The organism is Thioclava arctica (assembly GCF_040892615.1).
Lineage (GTDB): Bacteria > Pseudomonadota > Alphaproteobacteria > Rhodobacterales > Rhodobacteraceae > Thioclava > Thioclava arctica.
The window spans coordinates 22,051-39,707 of record NZ_JBFRYC010000010.1 but is presented as its reverse complement, the minus strand read 5'-3'; the positions used below and the strand labels follow the sequence as shown (position 1 = coordinate 39,707).

The 17,657-nt window shown below is 60.5% G+C and carries 22 protein-coding genes, 1 tRNA gene and 2 pseudogenes; 9 read left to right on the top strand and 16 right to left on the bottom strand.

Annotated elements, in window-relative coordinates; all coding sequences use genetic code 11:
* Nucleotides 1-8 precede the first annotated feature (8 nt).
* The 3 genes from AB4874_RS14850 to AB4874_RS14840 are packed head-to-tail and all read right to left on the bottom strand — an operon-like array spanning nt 9 to nt 1,725.
* Nucleotides 9-338, bottom strand: a complete 330-nt coding sequence (locus AB4874_RS14850) for an arsenate reductase family protein (RefSeq protein WP_368392564.1) — start codon at nt 336-338, stop codon at nt 9-11.
* Nucleotides 329-1,390 (bottom strand): quinone-dependent dihydroorotate dehydrogenase, encoded by a 1,062-nt coding sequence (locus AB4874_RS14845; RefSeq protein WP_368392563.1) that lies wholly within the window; start codon nt 1,388-1,390, stop codon nt 329-331. Before AB4874_RS14845 ends, AB4874_RS14850 begins: the two co-directional genes overlap by 10 nt.
* Entirely contained in the window at nt 1,387-1,725 is a 339-nt protein-coding gene (locus AB4874_RS14840) for a DUF952 domain-containing protein (protein WP_295533527.1), read from the bottom strand. Before AB4874_RS14840 ends, AB4874_RS14845 begins: the two co-directional genes overlap by 4 nt.
* A 77-nt stretch (nt 1,726-1,802) precedes the next feature.
* Here AB4874_RS14840 and AB4874_RS14835 point away from each other — a divergent pair.
* Both AB4874_RS14835 and AB4874_RS14830 read left to right on the top strand, forming a co-directional pair.
* A pseudogene (locus tag AB4874_RS14835) lies at nt 1,803-2,471 on the top strand (SOS response-associated peptidase).
* 34 nt (nt 2,472-2,505) lie between these two features.
* Nucleotides 2,506-2,579, top strand: a tRNA-Gly gene (locus AB4874_RS14830).
* Nucleotides 2,580-2,605: 26 nt separating this feature from the next.
* On the opposite strand, the gene hemP is transcribed toward AB4874_RS14830, so the two are convergent.
* The 3 genes from hemP to AB4874_RS14815 form a co-directional block, all read right to left on the bottom strand.
* Nucleotides 2,606-2,755 (bottom strand): hemin uptake protein HemP, encoded by a 150-nt coding sequence (hemP, locus tag AB4874_RS14825; RefSeq protein WP_438273487.1) that lies wholly within the window; start codon nt 2,753-2,755, stop codon nt 2,606-2,608.
* Nucleotides 2,752-2,913: a hypothetical protein gene (locus tag AB4874_RS14820; protein WP_295533531.1), complete on the bottom strand. Its 162-nt coding sequence runs from the start codon at nt 2,911-2,913 to the stop codon at nt 2,752-2,754. Before AB4874_RS14820 ends, hemP begins: the two co-directional genes overlap by 4 nt.
* A 160-nt stretch (nt 2,914-3,073) precedes the next feature.
* Nucleotides 3,074-3,958, bottom strand: coding sequence for a hypothetical protein (locus AB4874_RS14815; protein ID WP_368392562.1), 885 nt, complete (start codon nt 3,956-3,958; stop codon nt 3,074-3,076).
* Between the two features lie 145 nt (nt 3,959-4,103).
* Between AB4874_RS14815 and miaB the strand changes: the two genes are divergently transcribed.
* Nucleotides 4,104-5,426, top strand: coding sequence for a tRNA (N6-isopentenyl adenosine(37)-C2)-methylthiotransferase MiaB (miaB, locus tag AB4874_RS14810; protein ID WP_295533535.1), 1,323 nt, complete (start codon nt 4,104-4,106; stop codon nt 5,424-5,426).
* A 24-nt stretch (nt 5,427-5,450) separates the two neighbouring features.
* Here miaB and AB4874_RS14805 read toward each other — a convergent pair whose 3' ends face one another.
* Nucleotides 5,451-5,813, bottom strand: coding sequence for a hypothetical protein (locus AB4874_RS14805; RefSeq protein WP_295533537.1), 363 nt, complete (start codon nt 5,811-5,813; stop codon nt 5,451-5,453).
* A gap of 434 nt (nt 5,814-6,247) precedes the next feature.
* On the opposite strand from AB4874_RS14805, the pseudogene AB4874_RS14800 reads away from it, so the two are divergent.
* The 3 genes and pseudogenes from AB4874_RS14800 to AB4874_RS14790 all read left to right on the top strand — a co-directional run.
* Nucleotides 6,248-6,490 (top strand): annotated as a pseudogene (locus tag AB4874_RS14800) (OmpA family protein); the annotation flags it as partial.
* 11 nt (nt 6,491-6,501) lie between these two features.
* Nucleotides 6,502-6,819: a hypothetical protein gene (locus tag AB4874_RS14795; RefSeq protein WP_368392561.1), complete on the top strand. Its 318-nt coding sequence runs from the start codon at nt 6,502-6,504 to the stop codon at nt 6,817-6,819.
* Nucleotides 6,820-6,999: 180 nt separating this feature from the next.
* Nucleotides 7,000-8,007 (top strand): PhoH family protein, encoded by a 1,008-nt coding sequence (locus AB4874_RS14790; RefSeq protein ID WP_295533541.1) that lies wholly within the window; start codon nt 7,000-7,002, stop codon nt 8,005-8,007.
* Nucleotides 8,008-8,010: 3 nt separating this feature from the next.
* Here AB4874_RS14790 and AB4874_RS14785 read toward each other — a convergent pair whose 3' ends face one another.
* A complete protein-coding gene (locus AB4874_RS14785) occupies nt 8,011-8,733 on the bottom strand; it encodes a helix-turn-helix transcriptional regulator (RefSeq protein ID WP_368392560.1) in 723 nt (240 codons plus the stop codon).
* A gap of 72 nt (nt 8,734-8,805) precedes the next feature.
* On the opposite strand from AB4874_RS14785, the gene AB4874_RS14780 reads away from it, so the two are divergent.
* Together AB4874_RS14780 and AB4874_RS14775 are read left to right on the top strand one after the other, a co-directional pair.
* Nucleotides 8,806-9,417 (top strand): glutathione S-transferase family protein, encoded by a 612-nt coding sequence (locus tag AB4874_RS14780; protein WP_368392559.1) that lies wholly within the window; start codon nt 8,806-8,808, stop codon nt 9,415-9,417.
* A gap of 84 nt (nt 9,418-9,501) precedes the next feature.
* Nucleotides 9,502-10,128, top strand: coding sequence for a TetR/AcrR family transcriptional regulator (locus AB4874_RS14775; RefSeq protein WP_438273489.1), 627 nt, complete (start codon nt 9,502-9,504; stop codon nt 10,126-10,128).
* Between the two features lie 6 nt (nt 10,129-10,134).
* Here AB4874_RS14775 and AB4874_RS14770 read toward each other — a convergent pair whose 3' ends face one another.
* The 6 genes from AB4874_RS14770 to AB4874_RS14745 all read right to left on the bottom strand — a co-directional run bounded on the left by AB4874_RS14770 (nt 10,135) and on the right by AB4874_RS14745 (nt 15,305).
* On the bottom strand, nt 10,135-10,929 hold the full coding sequence (locus AB4874_RS14770; protein ID WP_368392557.1) for an NYN domain-containing protein: 795 nt from the start codon (nt 10,927-10,929) through the stop codon (nt 10,135-10,137).
* A 137-nt stretch (nt 10,930-11,066) separates the two neighbouring features.
* Entirely contained in the window at nt 11,067-11,873 is an 807-nt protein-coding gene (locus tag AB4874_RS14765) for a cytochrome c1 (RefSeq protein ID WP_295533550.1), read from the bottom strand.
* A 20-nt stretch (nt 11,874-11,893) separates the two neighbouring features.
* The gene (petB, locus tag AB4874_RS14760) at nt 11,894-13,216 is read right to left on the bottom strand and encodes a cytochrome b (RefSeq protein WP_295533552.1); all 1,323 of its coding nucleotides are present in this window, start codon (nt 13,214-13,216) and stop codon (nt 11,894-11,896) included.
* Between the two features lie 11 nt (nt 13,217-13,227).
* Nucleotides 13,228-13,788 (bottom strand): ubiquinol-cytochrome c reductase iron-sulfur subunit, encoded by a 561-nt coding sequence (gene petA, locus AB4874_RS14755; protein WP_295533553.1) that lies wholly within the window; start codon nt 13,786-13,788, stop codon nt 13,228-13,230.
* Nucleotides 13,789-14,097: 309 nt separating this feature from the next.
* Nucleotides 14,098-14,808 carry a response regulator gene (locus AB4874_RS14750; RefSeq protein ID WP_295533555.1) on the bottom strand — a complete coding sequence of 237 codons (711 nt, stop codon included), beginning with the start codon at nt 14,806-14,808 and terminating at the stop codon, nt 14,098-14,100.
* Nucleotides 14,808-15,305 carry a MarR family winged helix-turn-helix transcriptional regulator gene (locus AB4874_RS14745; RefSeq protein WP_295533557.1) on the bottom strand — a complete coding sequence of 166 codons (498 nt, stop codon included), beginning with the start codon at nt 15,303-15,305 and terminating at the stop codon, nt 14,808-14,810. The genes AB4874_RS14750 and AB4874_RS14745 overlap by 1 nt, the downstream gene beginning before the upstream one ends.
* Before the next feature lie 154 nt (nt 15,306-15,459).
* Here AB4874_RS14745 and AB4874_RS14740 point away from each other — a divergent pair, with 154 nt between their 5' ends.
* Entirely contained in the window at nt 15,460-16,329 is an 870-nt protein-coding gene (locus AB4874_RS14740; RefSeq protein WP_368392556.1) for a branched-chain amino acid aminotransferase, read from the top strand.
* A gap of 72 nt (nt 16,330-16,401) precedes the next feature.
* Here AB4874_RS14740 and AB4874_RS14735 read toward each other — a convergent pair whose 3' ends face one another.
* Nucleotides 16,402-16,587: a hypothetical protein gene (locus AB4874_RS14735; protein WP_368392555.1), complete on the bottom strand. Its 186-nt coding sequence runs from the start codon at nt 16,585-16,587 to the stop codon at nt 16,402-16,404.
* Nucleotides 16,588-16,681: 94 nt separating this feature from the next.
* Complete coding sequence (locus AB4874_RS14730; protein ID WP_368392554.1) at nt 16,682-17,623, bottom strand: DMT family transporter; 942 nt, start codon at nt 17,621-17,623, stop codon at nt 16,682-16,684.
* Between the last annotated feature and the right edge of the window lie 34 nt (nt 17,624-17,657).

The window sequence follows — 17,657 nt, the reverse complement described above, 5'->3', positions numbered from 1 at the left end:
ACCGCCGCTTACACGATCTCCAGCACAGCTTCGGGCGGTCGCCCGATCCGCGCCGCGCTTTGGGTGATTGCCACCGGGCGCTCGATCAGTTTCGGGTTGGTGGCAAGCGCGGCAAGGATATCGCCCTCGCTGGAATCCTTGGCCAGATCGCTGTCTTTCCAGCGCATCAGCGCGCCCGCCGGTTGGTCCAGCTTGCGCAGCACGTCTTGTAGCTCGGCCAGGCTGGGGGGCGATTTTTGGTAATCGCGCACCGTCACAGCCACGCCGCGCGCCTCTAGCAGCGCCAAGGTCTGACGCGATTTCGAACACCTTGGATTATACCAAAGCGTTACAGCCATTTGTCACGCCCGCTGCCCACGGCATCCGCCACGCTGGCAAACCCGTCGCGTTCCAGCAATTCATCCAGCCCGCGCGCGATATCTGCGGCCAGCGAAAGGCCGGAAAACACCATCGCGGTGTAAAGTTGCACGGCACTCGCGCCGGCGCAAATCTTGTCATAGGCGTCCTGCGCCGAGCTGATCCCGCCCACGCCGATCAACGGCAAGCGCCCCTCGGTCAGCTGGGATATCTGCGCCAAAATGCGGGTCGAGCGTTCAAACAAGGGCGCGCCTGACAGCCCGCCCTGCGCGGGCGCTGTTGGGTCTTGCAGGCCATAGCGCGCCAGCGTGGTATTGGTCGCAATCACCCCATCAATGCCCGAACTCAGCGCCACTTCGGCAATCTCAGCCAACTCATCCGCATTCAGATCAGGCGCGATTTTCAGGAAAACCGGGATGGACCGCGCCAGCCCGTCGCGGGTTTCAATCACCCCGGCAAGCAGCCCAGACAGCGCCGCCTTGCCCTGCAAATCCCGTAGCCGTTCGGTATTGGGCGACGAGACATTGACGGTCGCGAAATCAATATGCGGCCCGGCATGGGCCAGAACGGTGGCGAAATCGGCGGCGCGATCCGAGGCGTCTTTATTGGCCCCCAAGTTCAGCCCGACGGGAATCCCCTCGGGGCGCTTGGCAAGGCGCGCGGTGATCGCCTCCATTCCCTGATTGTTGAAGCCAAAGCGATTGATCGCGGCGCGATCCGCACTCAGCCGCCACAGGCGCGGGCGCGGGTTGCCCTCTTGCGCGCGCGGTGTCGCTGCGCCCACTTCGAGAAAGCCGAACCCCGCCCGCATCAGCGGCGAAACCGCCTGCGCATTCTTGTCAAATCCGGCCGCAAGACCCACCGGATTGAGCAGACCGATCCCTGCCAAGTCCGTTTTCAGCCGCGCCGAGGTGACCGGGCCGGGCAGCGGCAGCAAACCGCTGCGCAGCGCCTTGATCGACAGATCATGCGCGGTCTCAGGGTCCAGCCGATGCAGAACGGCAAGACCGGCACGTTCGATCACTCCACTCATACCAATCCTTCGGGGAAAATATGCCCAGCCGCCCCTAGGGGCAGCGCGTGATCCCAGATCACTTCGTTCAGTTGCAGCGGGCGATACAGATGAGGAAAGAGCTGATCGCCGCGCGAGGGCTCCCATTTCAATTCGGGGCCCATCGCATCAGGGTTGAAGGCGACGATCACAAGATCGGAAATCTCGGCAAAATGCTTGGCCGCAGTTTCCACCACCTGCGCGGCGGTCGAGAAATGGATATAGCCATCGTTCAGGTCGATCGGCGCGCCCAAAGTGTGGCCCGCTTCGGCAAACGCATCCCATTCGGGGCGACGGAAGATCTTGTATATCAACATGGCCATTCTCTTGGCCCAAAGGGGCGCTCTGGTCAAGCAGGGCTTGAGCCTGCGCGCGATCGCCCTAATCTGGAGGAATGTGTGGACGCATCGCAAATACGCTGCCGGTTGACGCGATGGCGCAACTGTTCTCGGCGACGCCGGGCAATGATCTGCCAAGCTGCGCTCGGCTGAACATCTGCCCGACACAGCCGCTGGCGGTCTGCACGGCGTAGGATGGGGCGCGCCATTTGGAAACCATGCGCTGGGGGTTTTTGCCCCACTGGTATGACAGCCCGACGGCAGGGCCGCTTTTGATCAATGCACGCGCCGAAACCGTGGCCGAAAAACCCGCCTTTCGCGCCGCGATCCGCACCCGGCGCTGTTTGATCCCCGCCGATGGGTTTTACGAATGGCACCGCGCGGACGGGGCAAAGCTGCCCTATTATATCTCGCGCCGCGATGGGCAGCCGATGGTGTTTGGCGGGCTGTGGCAAGATTGGGAACATGACGGGCAACGCCTGCGCAGCGTTGCGATGGTGACGGTCGCCGCGGGGCCGACGCTGGAACCGATCCATCACCGCGAGCCACTGATTCTCGAGCCTGAAGACTGGTCGAAGTGGCTGGGAGAGGACGGGCACAGCGCGGCGCTTTTGATGCATCCATGCGCGCAAGGCGTGTTGCAGGCTTGGCGCGTGGACCCAAAGGTCAATTCTAATCGCGCCGAGGGCGAGGATTTGCGCGCGCCCCTTGCCGATCCGACTTGAAGGCGCGCGCGCAGGGCGCTAAAAGGGGCGCAGCGCGGGCGTTGTGTAATGGTAAGACCCTAGCCTTCCAAGCTAGAGACGCGGGTTCGATTCCCGCCGCCCGCTCCATCTCTCCTGCCTTGCTGCGATCGTGATCACTTCGTCAAAATCAGTTTGCCGGCCTTGGTGATGCGCAGCGTATAGACCTGATCGTTCAAGACGATATGGGCCAATCCGTCATGACCCGTCAGTCGCGTGGCATCATGCACGGGCAGGGCGGTGTCGAAGGCTTCCTTGATGCTCACCGACGCGTCCCCTCAATCCGGTCCAACACATTTTCCAAGGTGCTGGTATCTGGGCTGAACCCCGCGCAAAGCGCATCGACGATGTCGCGCAGGCTCAGAGGCGGTTCGCTATTGGATTGGGCCCCGAAACGGGGGCCGGGGAAAGATGCGCGTTTCATCTTCCGGACTCCTTGATTTTGGCGGGCTTGTCGGGGATCGACTGGCTGGTCCCATTAACCTGACCAAAAGAGTCTGAATTGTAAAGATGATTCTTTTACTAAGGTATGGCGCGATCCCGTCCCGAAACCGCTCGGGGCTGTGCCAAAAATTATCTCGGCGTCAGAACCACTGACCGGGTTCCATCAGCCCCAAATCCAACAATTGCTGGCTGGACCAGTCAAACCGCGTCGAGTTCGACCATGCGAACCGGTCGATATCATAGGTCGAACCGGGGTTGAATTTCAGCGCCTTGGCAACGCGGAACGAAGCGATTGCGCAGGTCAAATTGTGATGCCACGGGCAGGAATAGGTGTTGTATTCCTCGTCGTTGAACGTGTGATTGGCACGCAGCTTCAGCCCCGGCTTGGCGCGAAACAGGGCGATGCGATCAATCCTGCGGCGCGCTTGTGGGATATGTTCCTCAAAGCGCCACCGCAGCCCGCCGAAGAAATCCAACTGGCGTTCCTTGGGATGATTGTGATTGTCGGGATCGGGGCGCGCCAAGGCGTAATAGCCCGAACGATCAAACAGTGCCCCGTCTTTGTCGACGCCATTTCTGTGCAGCTGCAGGTCTTGGGCATACAGGTCGATGACATAGCTCAGCATGGCCGAGCGCCGCTCTTCGCCGTGGAAATTCAAAATCTCTGTGATCGAGCGGGTCTCGCAAAACGGGTAGAACAGATACTCGCCATTAAAGCAGTAATACCCCCAAACTCCTGTCGCCATCGCCTCTAGGATCGGATTGATCGCGCTGCTCAGCGCCTCGGGGCGATGGAGATCAAAGTCGATGCGGTGGATCTTCACCTTTGCATCGCCAGCCAGATCATCGGGCAAATCCAGCGCCGCCGATCCCAGTACCAAAAGCACCGGAAACCCCAAGCCGATATGGTGGCGCAGCGTGCTTTCAAGTTCGACGCCATCCTCCGCCAAAATGATCCCGACCGGCCCCTTCGCCAAGGCTGAACGCTGCGTGCTTAGAAAACCCGCCAGAGAATTGTGTTTCATGCCTGTTTCCTGCCATCTGCGGGCGGTTCGCCCTCAAGATCGGTCAAGCCGCGCACGATTGCAAGTCTTGCGCAGCCCCTGCGCCCTTGCGCCAAAGGGGTGCTTCGCGTTATCAGCGCGGCTTGAATAAGCGCGCGAGGATGTCATGGCTGAGACGACCAAGAAGCTGCATATCAAGACCTATGGCTGTCAGATGAATGTCTATGACAGCGAGCGCATGGCCGAGACGATGGTCGCGCAGGGTTATGAGCTGACCGATGATGTCGGGGCGGCCGATATGGTATTGCTCAACACCTGCCACATTCGCGAAAAAGCCGCCGAAAAGATGTATTCCGATCTGGGCCGTCTGCGCCCCTTCAAAGAGGCCAAGCCCGATCTGAAAATCGGCGTTGCGGGCTGTGTGGCCCAGGCCGAGGGCGACGAGATTTTGCGTCGCTCCGATTTGGTTAATCTGGTCGTGGGCAGCCAAAGCTATCACAAGCTGCCCGAGCTGGTTGCGCGCACCGATAATGGCGCGCGCCCCGTCGAGACCGAGTTCCCGCTTGAGGACAAGTTCGACCATCTGCCCGCGCGCCCGCGTCAGGCCCGCCCAACCGCGTTCCTGACCGTGCAAGAAGGCTGCGACAAGTTCTGCGCCTTCTGCGTTGTGCCCTACACCCGAGGATCCGAGGTCTCGCGCCCGGCCGACAAAATCCTGAGCGAGGCCCGCGATCTGGTCGAAAAGGGCGTGCGCGAAATCACCTTGCTGGGCCAAAACGTCAATGCCTATCACGGGCAAGGGACGGGCGGCGATTGGGGGCTGGCGCGGCTGACGCGTGCATTGGCGAAAATTGACGGGCTGGAGCGCATCCGCTACACCACCTCGCACCCCAATGACATGGAAGACGACCTGATCGCGGCGCATGGCGATGAGCCCAAGCTGATGCCCTATCTGCACCTGCCAGTGCAATCGGGCAGCGATCGTATCCTCAAGGCGATGAACCGCAAACACACTGCCGAGCAATATATCCGCCTGATCGAGCGCATCCGCGCCGCGCGCCCCGATCTGGTGCTCTCAGGGGATTTCATCGTCGGCTTCCCCGGCGAAACCGATCAGGATTTTGAAGCCACGATGGCGCTGATCCGTGAGGTCAATTACGGCATGGCCTATTCGTTCAAATACTCGCCGCGTCCGGGCACGCCCGCGATGGGCCGAGACGGTGCGATCCCCGAGGAGGTCGCCAATGCGCGCTTGCAGGAATTGCAGGCACTTCTGGGGGATCAGCAACGGGCCTGTCAGCGCTCGATGGTGGGGCGCGAGGTAAGCGTATTGTTTGAAAAGAAGGGCCGGATGGAGGGTCAGTGGGTCGGCAAATCCGACTATCTGCAAGCCGTCCATGTGCGCGGCGAGGGTCTGGCGCCCGGCGTTCTGGCGCGCGTGCGCATCACCGAGGCCGCGCCCAATTCATTGGCGGGCGAGCTTATCTAAGCCCGCCCCACCAAGGGTCTTGTCTTATTTCGGTCCGGGCGGATCGGCAGCGATTGCGCGCAGCAACTCGGCACGCAGCCCGTCGGGATCGCCCACGAGGCTCTCTTTTTTGCAGATCTCGGTCGCCAGCCCGTTGGCATCGCCGTAGTCGTAGCCATATTTCACGAGATCATCGACAAAGCTGCCCTGCGGGTGATCCCAGATCGTTGCACGCCATGGGCCGCGATAACAATCGATATGGATTGCCTGCTTGATGACGGGGCCGCAGCTCGTCTTGTTCGCGGCATGGATGCGCCCGGTCGGCCCGGTATAGCAGGCAGTTCCGGCCGAAGCGGCGCCGGCTCCAAGGGTGCCTGCAAGAATTATGGCGATAGCAATTGGTTTCATCAGATTTTGGTCTCCTGATCGGCAGCGAAGGGCTTGGTCCGGTTGCGCAATCAGCAGAAAGCCGCACGGACATAACTACGTTCTATACGCCTGATTCGGAAGATTTAAGAAGGATTCTCTATGTTTATGGGGGGAATATCGAACAATATTAAGGAATCGACGGCTTGGTTTCCCTGCCGTCGACAATTCCCGCGTAAAATCGCCCGATCGGGACTGCTGATCCGACTCGGGGGCCGCAAAGGATGTGCGTTCATTTCCTATGTCAGGATGGCTTCAAATTGCGGTGAAATTTGGGCGGACATGTTTCCATGTCGGCATCGCGCCACCACTTTAGGGCGTTTATGAAGATTGAGCCACAATATATAGAGGGAATCGGGGCCCGATCCCAAGATTTCCGTTATCTCAAATCAAATTGTCGTCAGTATCTGTAAAACTTCTTTCGCACCGCGCAGGCCCGCCAATTCATCATCACCGGGCACACCGATGGCCGCGCCTCGGATGAATACAACATGCGCCTGTCCAAGCGACGCGCCCAAGCCGTAGCGAAAGTCGCGCAATCGGTTGGCGCGCCTGTGCTGGCAGTGAACTGGTATGGCGAGCGGATGCCGCGCGCGACCAACAAGACGGCAGCAGGCATGGCGGCAAACCGTCGCGTCGAAATCATCTGCGTGAAGTGAGGGGCAGGGACATGGGAGTGACGAGACTTCTTTCGATCGGTGCGGCCGCTGTGTCGTTGGCAGCATGTGAGGGCGGCGAAGGGCTCCGCCAGATCGGACCCGACAAATCCATCGACGGCGGTATCGACGCCAAGCATCTCAGCCAGCTCAAGGCTGGTGTCTGGATTGACCCCGACGGCTGCGATCACTGGATCATCGATGATGGTGTCGAGGGCTATCTGACCACGCGTGTGGACGATTACGGCAAGCCGATCTGTTCGGGTGCCGGTCCACGCAATACTGCGGTTGGCCCGTTCAAATCAGGCTCGCCGATTGGCGACTCTCTCTAGGCGAGATAGATTTTGCCCAAAATTTAGGCAAACGGCCTGCGCGGAACTTTGCACGGGTTTTTTCGTTACCGTTTTATGAAATCTCGCCCGCCGCGGGGGCCTTCGCAAAACCAGTGCTTGCGTGAAGCCCCATCGACAGGCACCATATATCTACAACATCAGCTTAGGGAGACTCTCTTTTTGGGCTTTAGCGCAATCACACCCCCGCCTCGCTCTCAGGACGTTCATGAAACGCTTCTTGAGTTCCCCGACAACCGGCTTTTGATTGATTTGTGCGGCGAATTCGACCGCAACCTCGCCCAAATAGAGCATAAACTGCAGGTGCATATCCTGCGACGCGGCAACCAACTGGCCGTCGTTGGCAGCGCCGAAGCACAGCTTCAGGCCGCCGCCGTTTTGCACCATCTCTACCAGCGCCTTGAGCAAGGCAAGCCAATCGACGCCGAAGAGGTCGACGCCGCCCTGCGCATGGTCGATCTGGGGGGCGCGGGCACCTCGATGGACGAACAGCTTGAGATGTTCGCCGCCGGGAAATACGAGATTCGCACCCGCAAGAAACAGGTCGAGCCGCGCACCGAGGCGCAGAAGGCCTATGTCAAACACCTGTTCGAACACGAGCTGGCCTTTGGCATCGGACCTGCGGGCACCGGCAAAACCTATCTCGCGGTGGCCGTGGGCGTGACCATGTTGATTGGTGGCCATGTCGACAAGATCATCCTGTCGCGTCCCGCTGTCGAGGCGGGCGAGCGTCTGGGCTTTCTGCCCGGTGACATGAAGGACAAGGTCGATCCCTACATGCAGCCGCTTTATGACGCGCTGAATGACTTTCTGCCCGCCAAACAGCTTGCCAAGCTGACCGAGGAAAAGCGCATCGAGATCGCGCCGCTTGCCTTCATGCGCGGGCGCACCTTGTCCAACGCGTTTGTGGTGCTGGATGAGGCGCAGAACGCGACCACGATGCAGATGAAGATGTTCCTCACCCGTCTGGGGCAGGGCTCTCGCATGGTGATCACGGGGGATCGGTCACAGGTCGATCTGCCGCGCGGCATGCCGTCGGGTTTGGCGGATGCGGAACGTATTCTGGACGGTGTCGAGGGCGTCTCGTTCAACTACTTCACCTCGAAAGACGTTGTGCGCCATCCGATGGTTGCCAAGATCATCGAGGCCTACGAAAGCGCCGAGCTGTAAGCCTCAGCCCAGCAAATCACCTTGCGCGTCCGCCTTCGGGTGGGCGCGTTTGTGTATCGCCGCCGTATAGTCGCGCAGCATCGGTACGCGGCGGGGGCGGAAACTGTCACTGAGCACCTCGATGGCACGCATTCTGGCGATCACGAACATCCGGTAATCCGCGCGCAGGCTGCACCAGGCCAGCAGCATCTGTTCGCGATCCAGATAGACCAACCCGAGCGGCCAGATCACCCGATCACTTTCAACCCCGTCACGGTCGCAATAATGCAGCCGCATCATCCGCTCGTCCCAAGCGGCTTGACGGATCAGCGACAGATCGACCGGCGGGGCGGGGCGCTTGTGCATCCGATACGAGGCCAGCACCGCATGGGCAGCTTGATGGGCGCGGCTTTCCGGCAGGGTCGCGGTGATCTTGGCCAGCGCCATTTCGCCCGCCCGCGCCAGATCTGTGTCGCCCAGATGGCGCAGCTCGGCCAGCCCCAGAACCAGCGCCTCCAGCTCCAGCCGCGACAGGTTTTGCGGCGGCAGCGCAGGGTCTTCGGTCAGCGTGTAGCCATAGCCCGCCGCCCCGTCGATCAGCGCGCCACCTGCACGCAAAGCCTCGATATCGCGGTAAAGCGTGCGCTCGGACACCTCTGTTTCTGCCGCCAGCTGTGCGGCGGTCGCAGGCGCGGGCAGGCGGCGCAGCGCATCAAGCAGGCGAAACAAGCGATCAGCGCGGGGCATGGCGGCTCCTGTCGGTTTTTGACAGGAGGATCGTGGCATAGTCATCCTGCCAAGAAAAGTCAGGAGACTGTCATGATTCTCTATCATTCCCCGCACACCCGTTCGAGTTCGACGATTGCGCTCTTGCACGAGCTGGGGCTTTTCGATGCGGTTGAGATTCGCGTCGTGACTGTGCGGCGTGGCGATGGCTCGGGGCACGCCGACCCGGCCAACGCCCATCCCGAAGGCAAGGTGCCCTATCTGGTCGATGGCGACGAGCATATCCGCGAGCGCGGCGCGATCTTTACCTATCTGTGCGAAAAGACACCCCAGGCGGGGTTCGCCCCGCAACCGGGCGCGCCGGGGCGGGGCGCTTTCCTAAGCTGGATGGCCTATTATCAGGGCGTGATGGAGCCGGTGATGGTCGCCACGATTCTGGGCCTTGCCACTGACGGGTTCGCCAGCACCTTCCGCGGCCGCGATGAGATCACCGCCGAACTGCGCCGGGCGCTTGATCGCGGCGATTATTTGCTGGGTGATCGCTACTCGGCGGCCGATCTGCTGGTGGCCTCGCCCTATCTCTGGTTACCCGATTTTGTGCCCGATGATGGAGTCATCAAAGCTTGGCTTGAACGCTGCGCCGCACGCGAGAGCCTTGCGCAGACAGCTGCATATGACAGCACGTTGATAGCTGACATGACATGACGTGACGTTGCGCCGCCTTGCAGGGGCTGAACCAGAGCGGCTATGCTGGACCCACACACCGGACGTGTCCGGGACTGAGGAGAGCTGATGGCGCAGGCAACAGAAATTCATCGCGGGCGCAAGTTCGATCAGGTGCTGAACGGCGCGCGCGAAGTGTTTTTGCGTGACGGGTTCGAAGGGGCCTCGGTTGATGACATCGCAAAGGAAGCGGGCGTGTCCAAAGCCACGCTTTACAGCTACTTCCCCGACAAGCGGCTGATGTTTCTCGAAGTTACCAAAACCGAATGCCAGCGACAGGCCGATCAGGCGCTGGCGCAGATCAATTTTGACCAACCCCCCGAGGTGGTGCTGTCGATTGCGGGGCACCAGATCATCGACTTTATGGCCTCGGAGCTGGGCCAAGGCATTTACCGGCTTTGCGTCGCCGAGGGAGAGCGCTTTCCCGAATTGGGCCGCGCCTTTTACGCGTCCGGACCCGAATTGGTGCATCGCACCTTGCTGGACTATCTGAAACAGGCGGTCGCGCGGGGCGAGTTGGCAATCGACGACCTTGATCTGGCCGCACATCTGTTTGCCGAGATGTGCAAGGCAGACCTGCATGCCAAGTTGGTCTTTGGCGTTGGGTGCTGCCCTGCGGCAAGCGACAAGGACCGGGTCATCCGGGGCGCGGTGGCGATGTTCATGGCGCGCTATGGCACGAAGTCGGACTGATCCCGCTTAGGCGAGATCGCGCACCATCCATTGATTGCCTTCACCGCGCTGCAACTGGAAACGCCCTGATTTCAGCAGCAAATCCGACAGTTTGGCGCTGCCATAGGTGCGGGTGTCAAAATCGGGGTTGGCTTGGGTGATGAACTGGCCAAGCTGGCCCAGCGAATACCATTCCTCTTCCAGCCCAATCGCCTTCATCGCATTCACGATCACCGGAATCGCGGCGGTCGGGGGCTGCTTGCCGCCACTGGTCGCTTTCGGGGAGGCGTCTTTTTCGGTGTCGCGCCCGGTGCCTTTGCCTGCGGGTTTGGCGGGGGCGCTGGTCTCGGCCGTTCCAAGGTTCTCGACATAGATGAACCGTTTGCAGGCCTTGCGAAAGGCTTCGGGGGTTTTCTGCTCACCGATGCCATAGACATCAAGCCCCTGTTCGCGGATGCGCGCTGCAAGCCGGGTGAAATCGCTATCCGACGAGACCAGCACGAACCCGTCGAACAGGTCGGAATGCAGGAAATCCATCGCCGCAATCACAAGCCCGATGTCAGAGGCATTCTTACCCTTGGTATTGGAGAACTGCTGATCGGCGACCAGACCCAATTCGGCCACGCGCTTGGCCCAACCCGCCAACCGCTGCGCCGACCAATCGCCATAGATCCGGCGCACCGAGGCTTCGCCCAGCGACGCGATCTCTTCAAAGATCGCCTCGGCATAAGAGGCGGGCACATTATCGGCGTCGATCAACACACACAGACGGGGCGCGCGATGGGCAGGTGTGGCGTGGGGAAATTCGGACAGGATGGGCATTGTTTTTCCTCGTGGGTATGCGGTGCGAAGTAGCGCGCGCCAGCACTCTGACAACCGTTGCTTGAGCCTGCGCAATGGTCAAATGGAAAACGCCCCCTCGGGATGGAGGGGGCGTTCTGGCTTTGGTTTAGCTGCGATCAAAGATCGACATGTTTGCCCTTATGCGGCGCCCACAGCTTTTTGTTGGTCAGATAAAGCAGCGAGCTCAGCACGAGAAGCAACAGCACCGCCACAAAGCCCCAGCGCTTGCGCGCCATCAGCTTGGGTTCTGCCGACCACATCAGGAAGGCAGAGGCGTCTTCGGCCATCTGATGCACCGTTGCGGGGGTGCCGTCTTCGTATTCGATCAACTCATCGGACAGCGGCGGAGGCATCGCGATCCAGCCACCTGCGAAGGTGTGGTTGCCATAGAAATACGACCCGGCCTCTTCCTTTTCTTCGCCGTTATAGCCCGTCAGCACGGAATAGATGTATTCCGGCCCGCCCATGCCTTTGAGGAATTGGTTGATGCCCAGACCGTAGGGGCCGTGAAAGCCCGCTCGGGCCTTGGCCATCATCGACAGATCCGGGCCCATGCCCTCGCCCGTCACGGTCGGGAAATGGTCGGTTTCCTTGGCGGGGCGCTCCTCGCCGGTTTCTTTGTCGATTACGGTATGCTCGGCGGCATAGGCGCGCACCCAAGCGGGGTTCATGCCCAAGCCATCGGCATCCGCCAACGTGCGGTAGGCGACGTATTTCAGCCCGTGACAGGCCGAGCAGACCTCACGGTAAACCTGAAACCCGCGGCGTAGCTGCTGCTGGTCATAGGTCCCAAACGGGCCCTCAAACGAGAAGGCCACGTTTTCGACATGGCTGCCACCCTCGGCTGCCAGCGCCGGAGCGGCGACAAGACCCGCCGCGCCGATCGATAGGGCTGAGATTGCAGAGATCAGAAAGTTTTTCATGTTGCGTCCCTCTTCCTGACTCACTCAGCCGGAGTTTGTTTGATGCCGTAGTGATGATTGAAATCGTCCTCAATCGTCGCGGGCATTGCGGTCGGCTTTTCGATCAGGCCCAACAGCGGCAGGATGATCAGGAAATACACGAACCAATAGGTCGCCCCGATCAACGAGATGTAGGGGTAGATCCCGTCGGTCGGCATCGCGCCCACCCACATCAGCACGACGAAGTCGATTGCCAACAACCAGAACCACCATTTGAACATCGGACGGTAGCTGCCCGAGCGCATTTTTGAGGTATCCAGCCACGGTGCCAGCGCCATCACGATGATCGCGCCAAACATCGCCAGCACCCCAAAGAACTTGGCGTCCACGATCCCGAAGGTGATCCAATGCACGAACATCACCGCCCACACATCCGAGGTGAACGCGCGCAAGATCGCGTAGAACGGCAGGAAATACCATTCCGGCACGATATGGACCGGCGTGACCAACGGGTTGGCCTCGGTGTAGTTGTCAGGGTGGCCAAGGAAGTTCGGCATAAAGCCCACGACCGCCGCAAAGATCATCAAGATCACCGCCAAGGCGAAAAGGTCTTTGATGACGAAATAGGGCCAGAAGGGCAGGGTGTCTTTCTCGGCCTCGGCCTTCGAGGTTTTGCGCACATCCACGCCGGTCGGGTTGTTGTTGCCCGTGGTGTGGAAGGCCCAGATATGCACGATCACCAGCGCTGCGATCACGAAGGGCAGCAGGTAGTGCAACGAGAAGAAACGGTTGAGCGTCGCGTTATCAACCGCCGGTCCGCCCAGCAGCCAAGCCTGAATGCTTGGCCCGATACCGGGAATGGCGCCAAACAGGCCGGTGATCACGGTCGCGCCCCAGAACGACATCTGCCCCCAAGGCAGCACATAGCCCATGAACGCGGTGCCCATCATGCACAGGTAGATGATCATGCCGACGATCCATGTGATCTCACGCGGGGCTTTGTAGGACCCGTAATAGAGACCACGGAAGATGTGGATATAAACGGCAAAGAAGAACAGCGAGGCGCCGTTGGCGTGAATGTAGCGCAGCATGTAGCCGCCATTCACGTCGCGCATGATATGCTCGACGCTGGCGAAGGCCAGATCGACATGGGGCGTGTAATGCATCGCCAGAACGATGCCGGTGATGATCTGCAGCACAAGGCAGAATGCCAGGACGATGCCCCAGATCCACCACCAGTTCAGGTTTTTCGGCGTGGGGATCATGATCGTGTCATAAATCAACCCGACAATGGGAAGGCGCGAATGCACCCATTTTTCGATGCCCGTCTTGGGCTCGTAATGGTCGTGGGGAATGCCCGACATTTTAGGTCTCCTCAGCCCAACAGGATCGTGGTGTCATCGGTGAACTGAGCCACCGGGATATCAAGGTTGCGCGGTGCGGGGCCTTTGCGGATGCGCCCGGCCGAGTCGTAATGCGACCCGTGACAGGGGCAGAACCAGCCGCCGAAATCGCCCGACATGTTACCGATCGGAACGCAGCCCAGATGGGTGCAAACGCCGATCATCACCAACCATTCGCCCGCCTCGTCCAGCGTGCGGTTTTCATCGGTCGCCTCTGCGCCCGGCTTGTTAGCGTTCTCAGCCGAAATGTCGACCAGCTCGTCCAGCGGCACGGCGCGCGCCATGTCGATCTCTTCCTGGCTGCGGCGGCGCACGAAGACCGGCTTGCCGCGCCATTTCACTGTCAGCTGCGTGCCCGTCTCGACACCCGAGACGTCGACATAAATCGACGACATCGCTTTGACGTCCGCCGAGGCGTTCATCTGATTGACCAGCGGCCAGACGGCGGCGCCAGTGACGACTGCGCCAGTGCCGGCGGTCGCGTAATAGAGGAAATCCCTCCGGGTGCCTGCGTGATTTTCTGGGTTGGACACGTTGTCTCTCCTTCCGGGGCCCGCGGTGTCGGACCGATAGTGACGTGCCGGGGCACACAGTGTTGTGTGCCCAAACATGCTTGCTCTCATATCAATCACGGAATCGTCAGTCCAGAACGCATTCACCCCGAGGGGGTGCGAATTGCGGCTAAGCAGCCTTTCACGCAGGGTTAATCCAGTCTGGACGGGAAAAAGTGATCGGCGTGCCCGCCTGCGCACCCAAGCTTGGGCCACAGATCAAACCCTTAGCGTGTTCAGAGCGAATCAATAATCGTGAGCCTGCGTGAGTGGGCGTGATCTGTGGATAACTCAATCCGGTGCCAGCATGTAGCCAAGTCCGCGCACTGTTTGCAGATAGCGTGGCTCGCGCGGGTCGCGTTCGATCTTGCGGCGCAGGCGGGTGATTTGGACATCCACCGCGCGGTCGCCGCCACCCTCGTCATGCGCGGTGCGGTCGCGGCCCAGCTCTTCGATCAGGGCGCTGCGCGAGATTACCTCGCCCGCATGGGTGGCGAAGATCTTCATCAGTTGCACTTCGGTCGCGGTGAGGCGCACCGGGGCCTCGCCATCCCACAGCTCGCCCCGGTCGTGGTCGTATTTCAGCGCCCCGAGCGACAGGAATTTCGGCCCGGTTTCCGCCTCTTGGGGAACCCGGCGCAGGATCGCATTGATGCGCAACAGCAGTTCCTTGGGCTCAAACGGCTTGGCGAGATAGTCATCGGCCCCCGCCTCAAGGCCCTCAATGCGCTCGCGCGTGTCGCCCCGCGCTGTCAGCAGCAAGATCGGCGTCGAAATCGACTTGCGCAAATCGCGCGTCAGGCTCAACCCATCTTCGCCCGGCATCATCACATCCATCACGATCAGGTTGAAATCGAGCCCCGCCAACAGCCGCCGCGCATGGGCCGCATCGCGCGCCGCCGTCACCAGAAATCCGTTGCGCTGCAAAAAGCTCTTCAGCAATAATCGGATGCGTTCATCATCGTCGATGATCAACAGATGCGGGTCGGCCTGATAGGGCATCACTCTTCCTTCATCTGTTGGTAGAGGCGCTGCAGATCAGACCCCATCATCGCCTCAAGAACCTGTCGAAACCCCGCCACTGCCTGCGGCCCTGCCATGCGATAGGCGCTGCGCATCCGGCCGCGCTGTGCCTCAGAGAGGGCCCGTTCCAATGTGTGCCCAGCCTCGGTCAAATATAACTGGCGCTCGCGCTTGTCGCGCCGCCCCACCCGGCTTTCCACCAGACCATCCTCGATCAACGTGCGCAACACCCGGTTCAGCGACTGCTTGGTCACGCCCAGCACCGCCAGCAAAGTGGTCACTGTCAGCCCCGATTGTCGATTGATGAAATGCAGCGCGCGGTGATGGGCGCGGCCATAGCCATGCTCTTCGAGCAGACGATCAGGATCGGCGGTAAAGGCGCGATAGGCAAAAAACATCGCCTCGGTCCCGCGCCGCAACTGCTCGTCGGTGAGAAACAGGAGCGTCTCGCCCCCAGGGCTTCCACTATCGGCCATCTATCCCTCTACTCTTTTTCGTGACTTTAAGTCAGTCTTGTTGACTATCCAAGACTCAACTGCTAGCGAACGACAGTTTCTGCGCAAGAAAATGCCCATATCGGACCTAACTTGCGCAACATTCGTAAATCGGTGTAACGCCAAGGAGGGTGAAATGGCCGGGGCCTATGATGATCGCGACGGCAAGATCTGGATGGACGGGAAGATGGTGGAGTGGCGTGACGCCAATGTCCATATTCTGACCCACGCGCTGCATTACGCGTCCTCGGTATTCGAAGGCGAGCGCTGTTACAACGGCACGATCTTCAAATCGCGTCTGCATTCCGAGCGTCTGCTCAAGTCGGGTCAACTGCTGGACATGACGATCCCCTATTCGGTCGATGAGATCGAAAAGGCGAAATACGCGATGCTCAAGGCCAATGGCTGGACCGATGCCTATGTGCGTGTCGTGGCATGGCGGGGCGCGGGCGATGACATGGGTGTCTCGGCGCGACGCAACCCGGTGCGGATGGCCGTGGCTGGTTGGGAATGGGGCAACTATTACGGAGATGCCAAAACCAAGGGCGCCAAGCTGGACATCGCGAAATGGCGCCGCCCCGATCCACGCACCATCCCGGTGGAGGCCAAGGCGGCCGGTCTTTACATGATCTGCACCATGTCCAAGCATATCGCCGAGGATAAGGGCTGCTCGGACGCGCTATTCATGGATTATCGCGGCTATGTGGCCGAGGCGACGGGGGCCAATATCTTCTTCGTCAAGGATGGCGAGGTTCACACGCCGCTCGCCGATTGCTTCCTCAACGGGATCACCCGGCAGACCGTGATCGGCCTGCTCAAGGATAAGGGCATCACCGTGCATGAGCGCCGCATCGAGCCGTCCGAACTGGCCGGGTTCGAGCAGTGCTGGCTTACCGGTACCGCCGCCGAGGTGACGCCCGTGGGTCAGATCGGAGATTTCCACTTTGAGGTGGGCGCGTTGACGCGCGACATTTCCGAAACCTACGAGAAACTCGTGCGCAGCTGATGTCTGTGCACCTGAAATGACAAAGGGCGCGCCATTAGGCGCGCCCTTTTGATATTCAAATCATAGATCGGCCTAGGCCTCTTCGTGCCGCTCGATGCGCAGAAATTGCGTAACGCGCGCGCCCGATTCCCCATGCGAGCGCTTGGACAGATCTTGCACGGCGGGATGGACGCCTTCCTTGCGCTGCAAAGTGAGAAAACGCTGTAAACGGGCGCTCTCCGAGGCCGGTTTTGCGTGGTCAATAACGTGACGCGACATCGCTTTGGCTCCTCTAATCATTGCTGGAAGATCCATTATAACAGATTTTGACCGAGTCGGCATGCGTTAGATCAAGACGCTCACATCTGCGCCCTCAGGCTTGCGGCGTGCCCGCCTTGCGCGCGCGCCGCCGCTCCAGCCCCAATTGCCGCTCGCGCCAGATAATCAAAATGCCCGCGCTGATCACCAGCCCGGCGCCGCTTAGGGTCCACGCAGTCGGCACCTCGTTGAAAATCGCATAGCCTATCGCTAGCGCAAACAACATCGAGGCGTAATCGAACGGCGCAATCAGCGACGCATCGGCAAAGCGGTAGGCCGAGGTCAGCATGATCTGCCCCGTGCCGCCGATCAGCCCCGCCACGATCAACAAGATCGCCTCGCGCGGGGTCGGCAACACCCAGCCAAACGGGATCGAGGCAAGCGATAACAGGGTGGCGGTGATCGAGAACCAAAACACGATGGCCGAGGTGCGTTCGGTTCCCACCATTCGCCGAATCTGGATTTGTGCCAGCGCGGCACAGGTGGCCCCCGCCAGCGCAAGTGCTGCGCCAAATGCCTCAACCCCTTGGGCCGGACCCGATCCGCCCAGTCGCGGCCACAGCACGACCAACACCCCCGCAAGCCCCAAACCCACGGCAGAAAACCGAAACAGCCGCACCGTTTCGCGCAAGAACAGCGCGGCAAACACCACTGTCAACAAAGGCGCGGCATAGCCCAAAGCCGTGGCTTCGGGCAGCGGCAGATAGGCGAGAGAGGCGAAACTCAGCGCCATTGCCGTGGTGCCAATCACCCCGCGCATCACATGATTGATCGGGTTTCTCACGCGCAGGCCGCCGCGCAATTCATGCCGCCACGCCAGCCAGACAAGCAGCGGCACCATCCCGAAGGCCGAGCGGAAAAACACCGCTTCACCGGGCGGGATCGTGTCTGAGACCGCCTTGATGATCGCCTGCATGATGACAAACGCGATCACTGTTCCCAGTTTCAAGGTGATGCCCAAGAACGGTGACGGTGTGGAAATGGCGGGGCTGCTCATATCTGCTGCCTTATCAGATGCGCCCGCCAATGCC

Coding starts and splice junctions, on each gene's coding strand:
- AB4874_RS14820 (WP_295533531.1), bottom strand. CDS start 2,913: ATGAAACGCGCATCTTTCCCCGGCCCCCGTTTCGGGGCCCAATCCAAT.
- AB4874_RS14785 (WP_368392560.1), bottom strand. CDS start 8,733: ATGCCCCGCGCTGATCGCTTGTTTCGCCTGCTTGATGCGCTGCGCCGC.
- AB4874_RS14840 (WP_295533527.1), bottom strand. CDS start 1,725: ATGTTGATATACAAGATCTTCCGTCGCCCCGAATGGGATGCGTTTGCC.
- AB4874_RS14805 (WP_295533537.1), bottom strand. CDS start 5,813: ATGAAACCAATTGCTATCGCCATAATTCTTGCAGGCACCCTTGGAGCC.
- AB4874_RS14795 (WP_368392561.1), top strand. CDS start 6,502: ATGGGAGTGACGAGACTTCTTTCGATCGGTGCGGCCGCTGTGTCGTTG.
- AB4874_RS14765 (WP_295533550.1), bottom strand. CDS start 11,873: ATGAAAAACTTTCTGATCTCTGCAATCTCAGCCCTATCGATCGGCGCG.
- AB4874_RS14770 (WP_368392557.1), bottom strand. CDS start 10,929: ATGCCCATCCTGTCCGAATTTCCCCACGCCACACCTGCCCATCGCGCG.
- AB4874_RS14735 (WP_368392555.1), bottom strand. CDS start 16,587: ATGTCGCGTCACGTTATTGACCACGCAAAACCGGCCTCGGAGAGCGCC.
- AB4874_RS14745 (WP_295533557.1), bottom strand. CDS start 15,305: ATGGCCGATAGTGGAAGCCCTGGGGGCGAGACGCTCCTGTTTCTCACC.
- AB4874_RS14815 (WP_368392562.1), bottom strand. CDS start 3,958: ATGAAACACAATTCTCTGGCGGGTTTTCTAAGCACGCAGCGTTCAGCC.
- AB4874_RS14845 (WP_368392563.1), bottom strand. CDS start 1,390: ATGAGTGGAGTGATCGAACGTGCCGGTCTTGCCGTTCTGCATCGGCTG.
- AB4874_RS14750 (WP_295533555.1), bottom strand. CDS start 14,808: ATGCCCTATCAGGCCGACCCGCATCTGTTGATCATCGACGATGATGAA.
- miaB (WP_295533535.1), top strand. CDS start 4,104: ATGGCTGAGACGACCAAGAAGCTGCATATCAAGACCTATGGCTGTCAG.
- AB4874_RS14730 (WP_368392554.1), bottom strand. CDS start 17,623: ATGAGCAGCCCCGCCATTTCCACACCGTCACCGTTCTTGGGCATCACC.
- AB4874_RS14740 (WP_368392556.1), top strand. CDS start 15,460: ATGGCCGGGGCCTATGATGATCGCGACGGCAAGATCTGGATGGACGGG.
- AB4874_RS14780 (WP_368392559.1), top strand. CDS start 8,806: ATGATTCTCTATCATTCCCCGCACACCCGTTCGAGTTCGACGATTGCG.
- petB (WP_295533552.1), bottom strand. CDS start 13,216: ATGTCGGGCATTCCCCACGACCATTACGAGCCCAAGACGGGCATCGAA.
- AB4874_RS14850 (WP_368392564.1), bottom strand. CDS start 338: ATGGCTGTAACGCTTTGGTATAATCCAAGGTGTTCGAAATCGCGTCAG.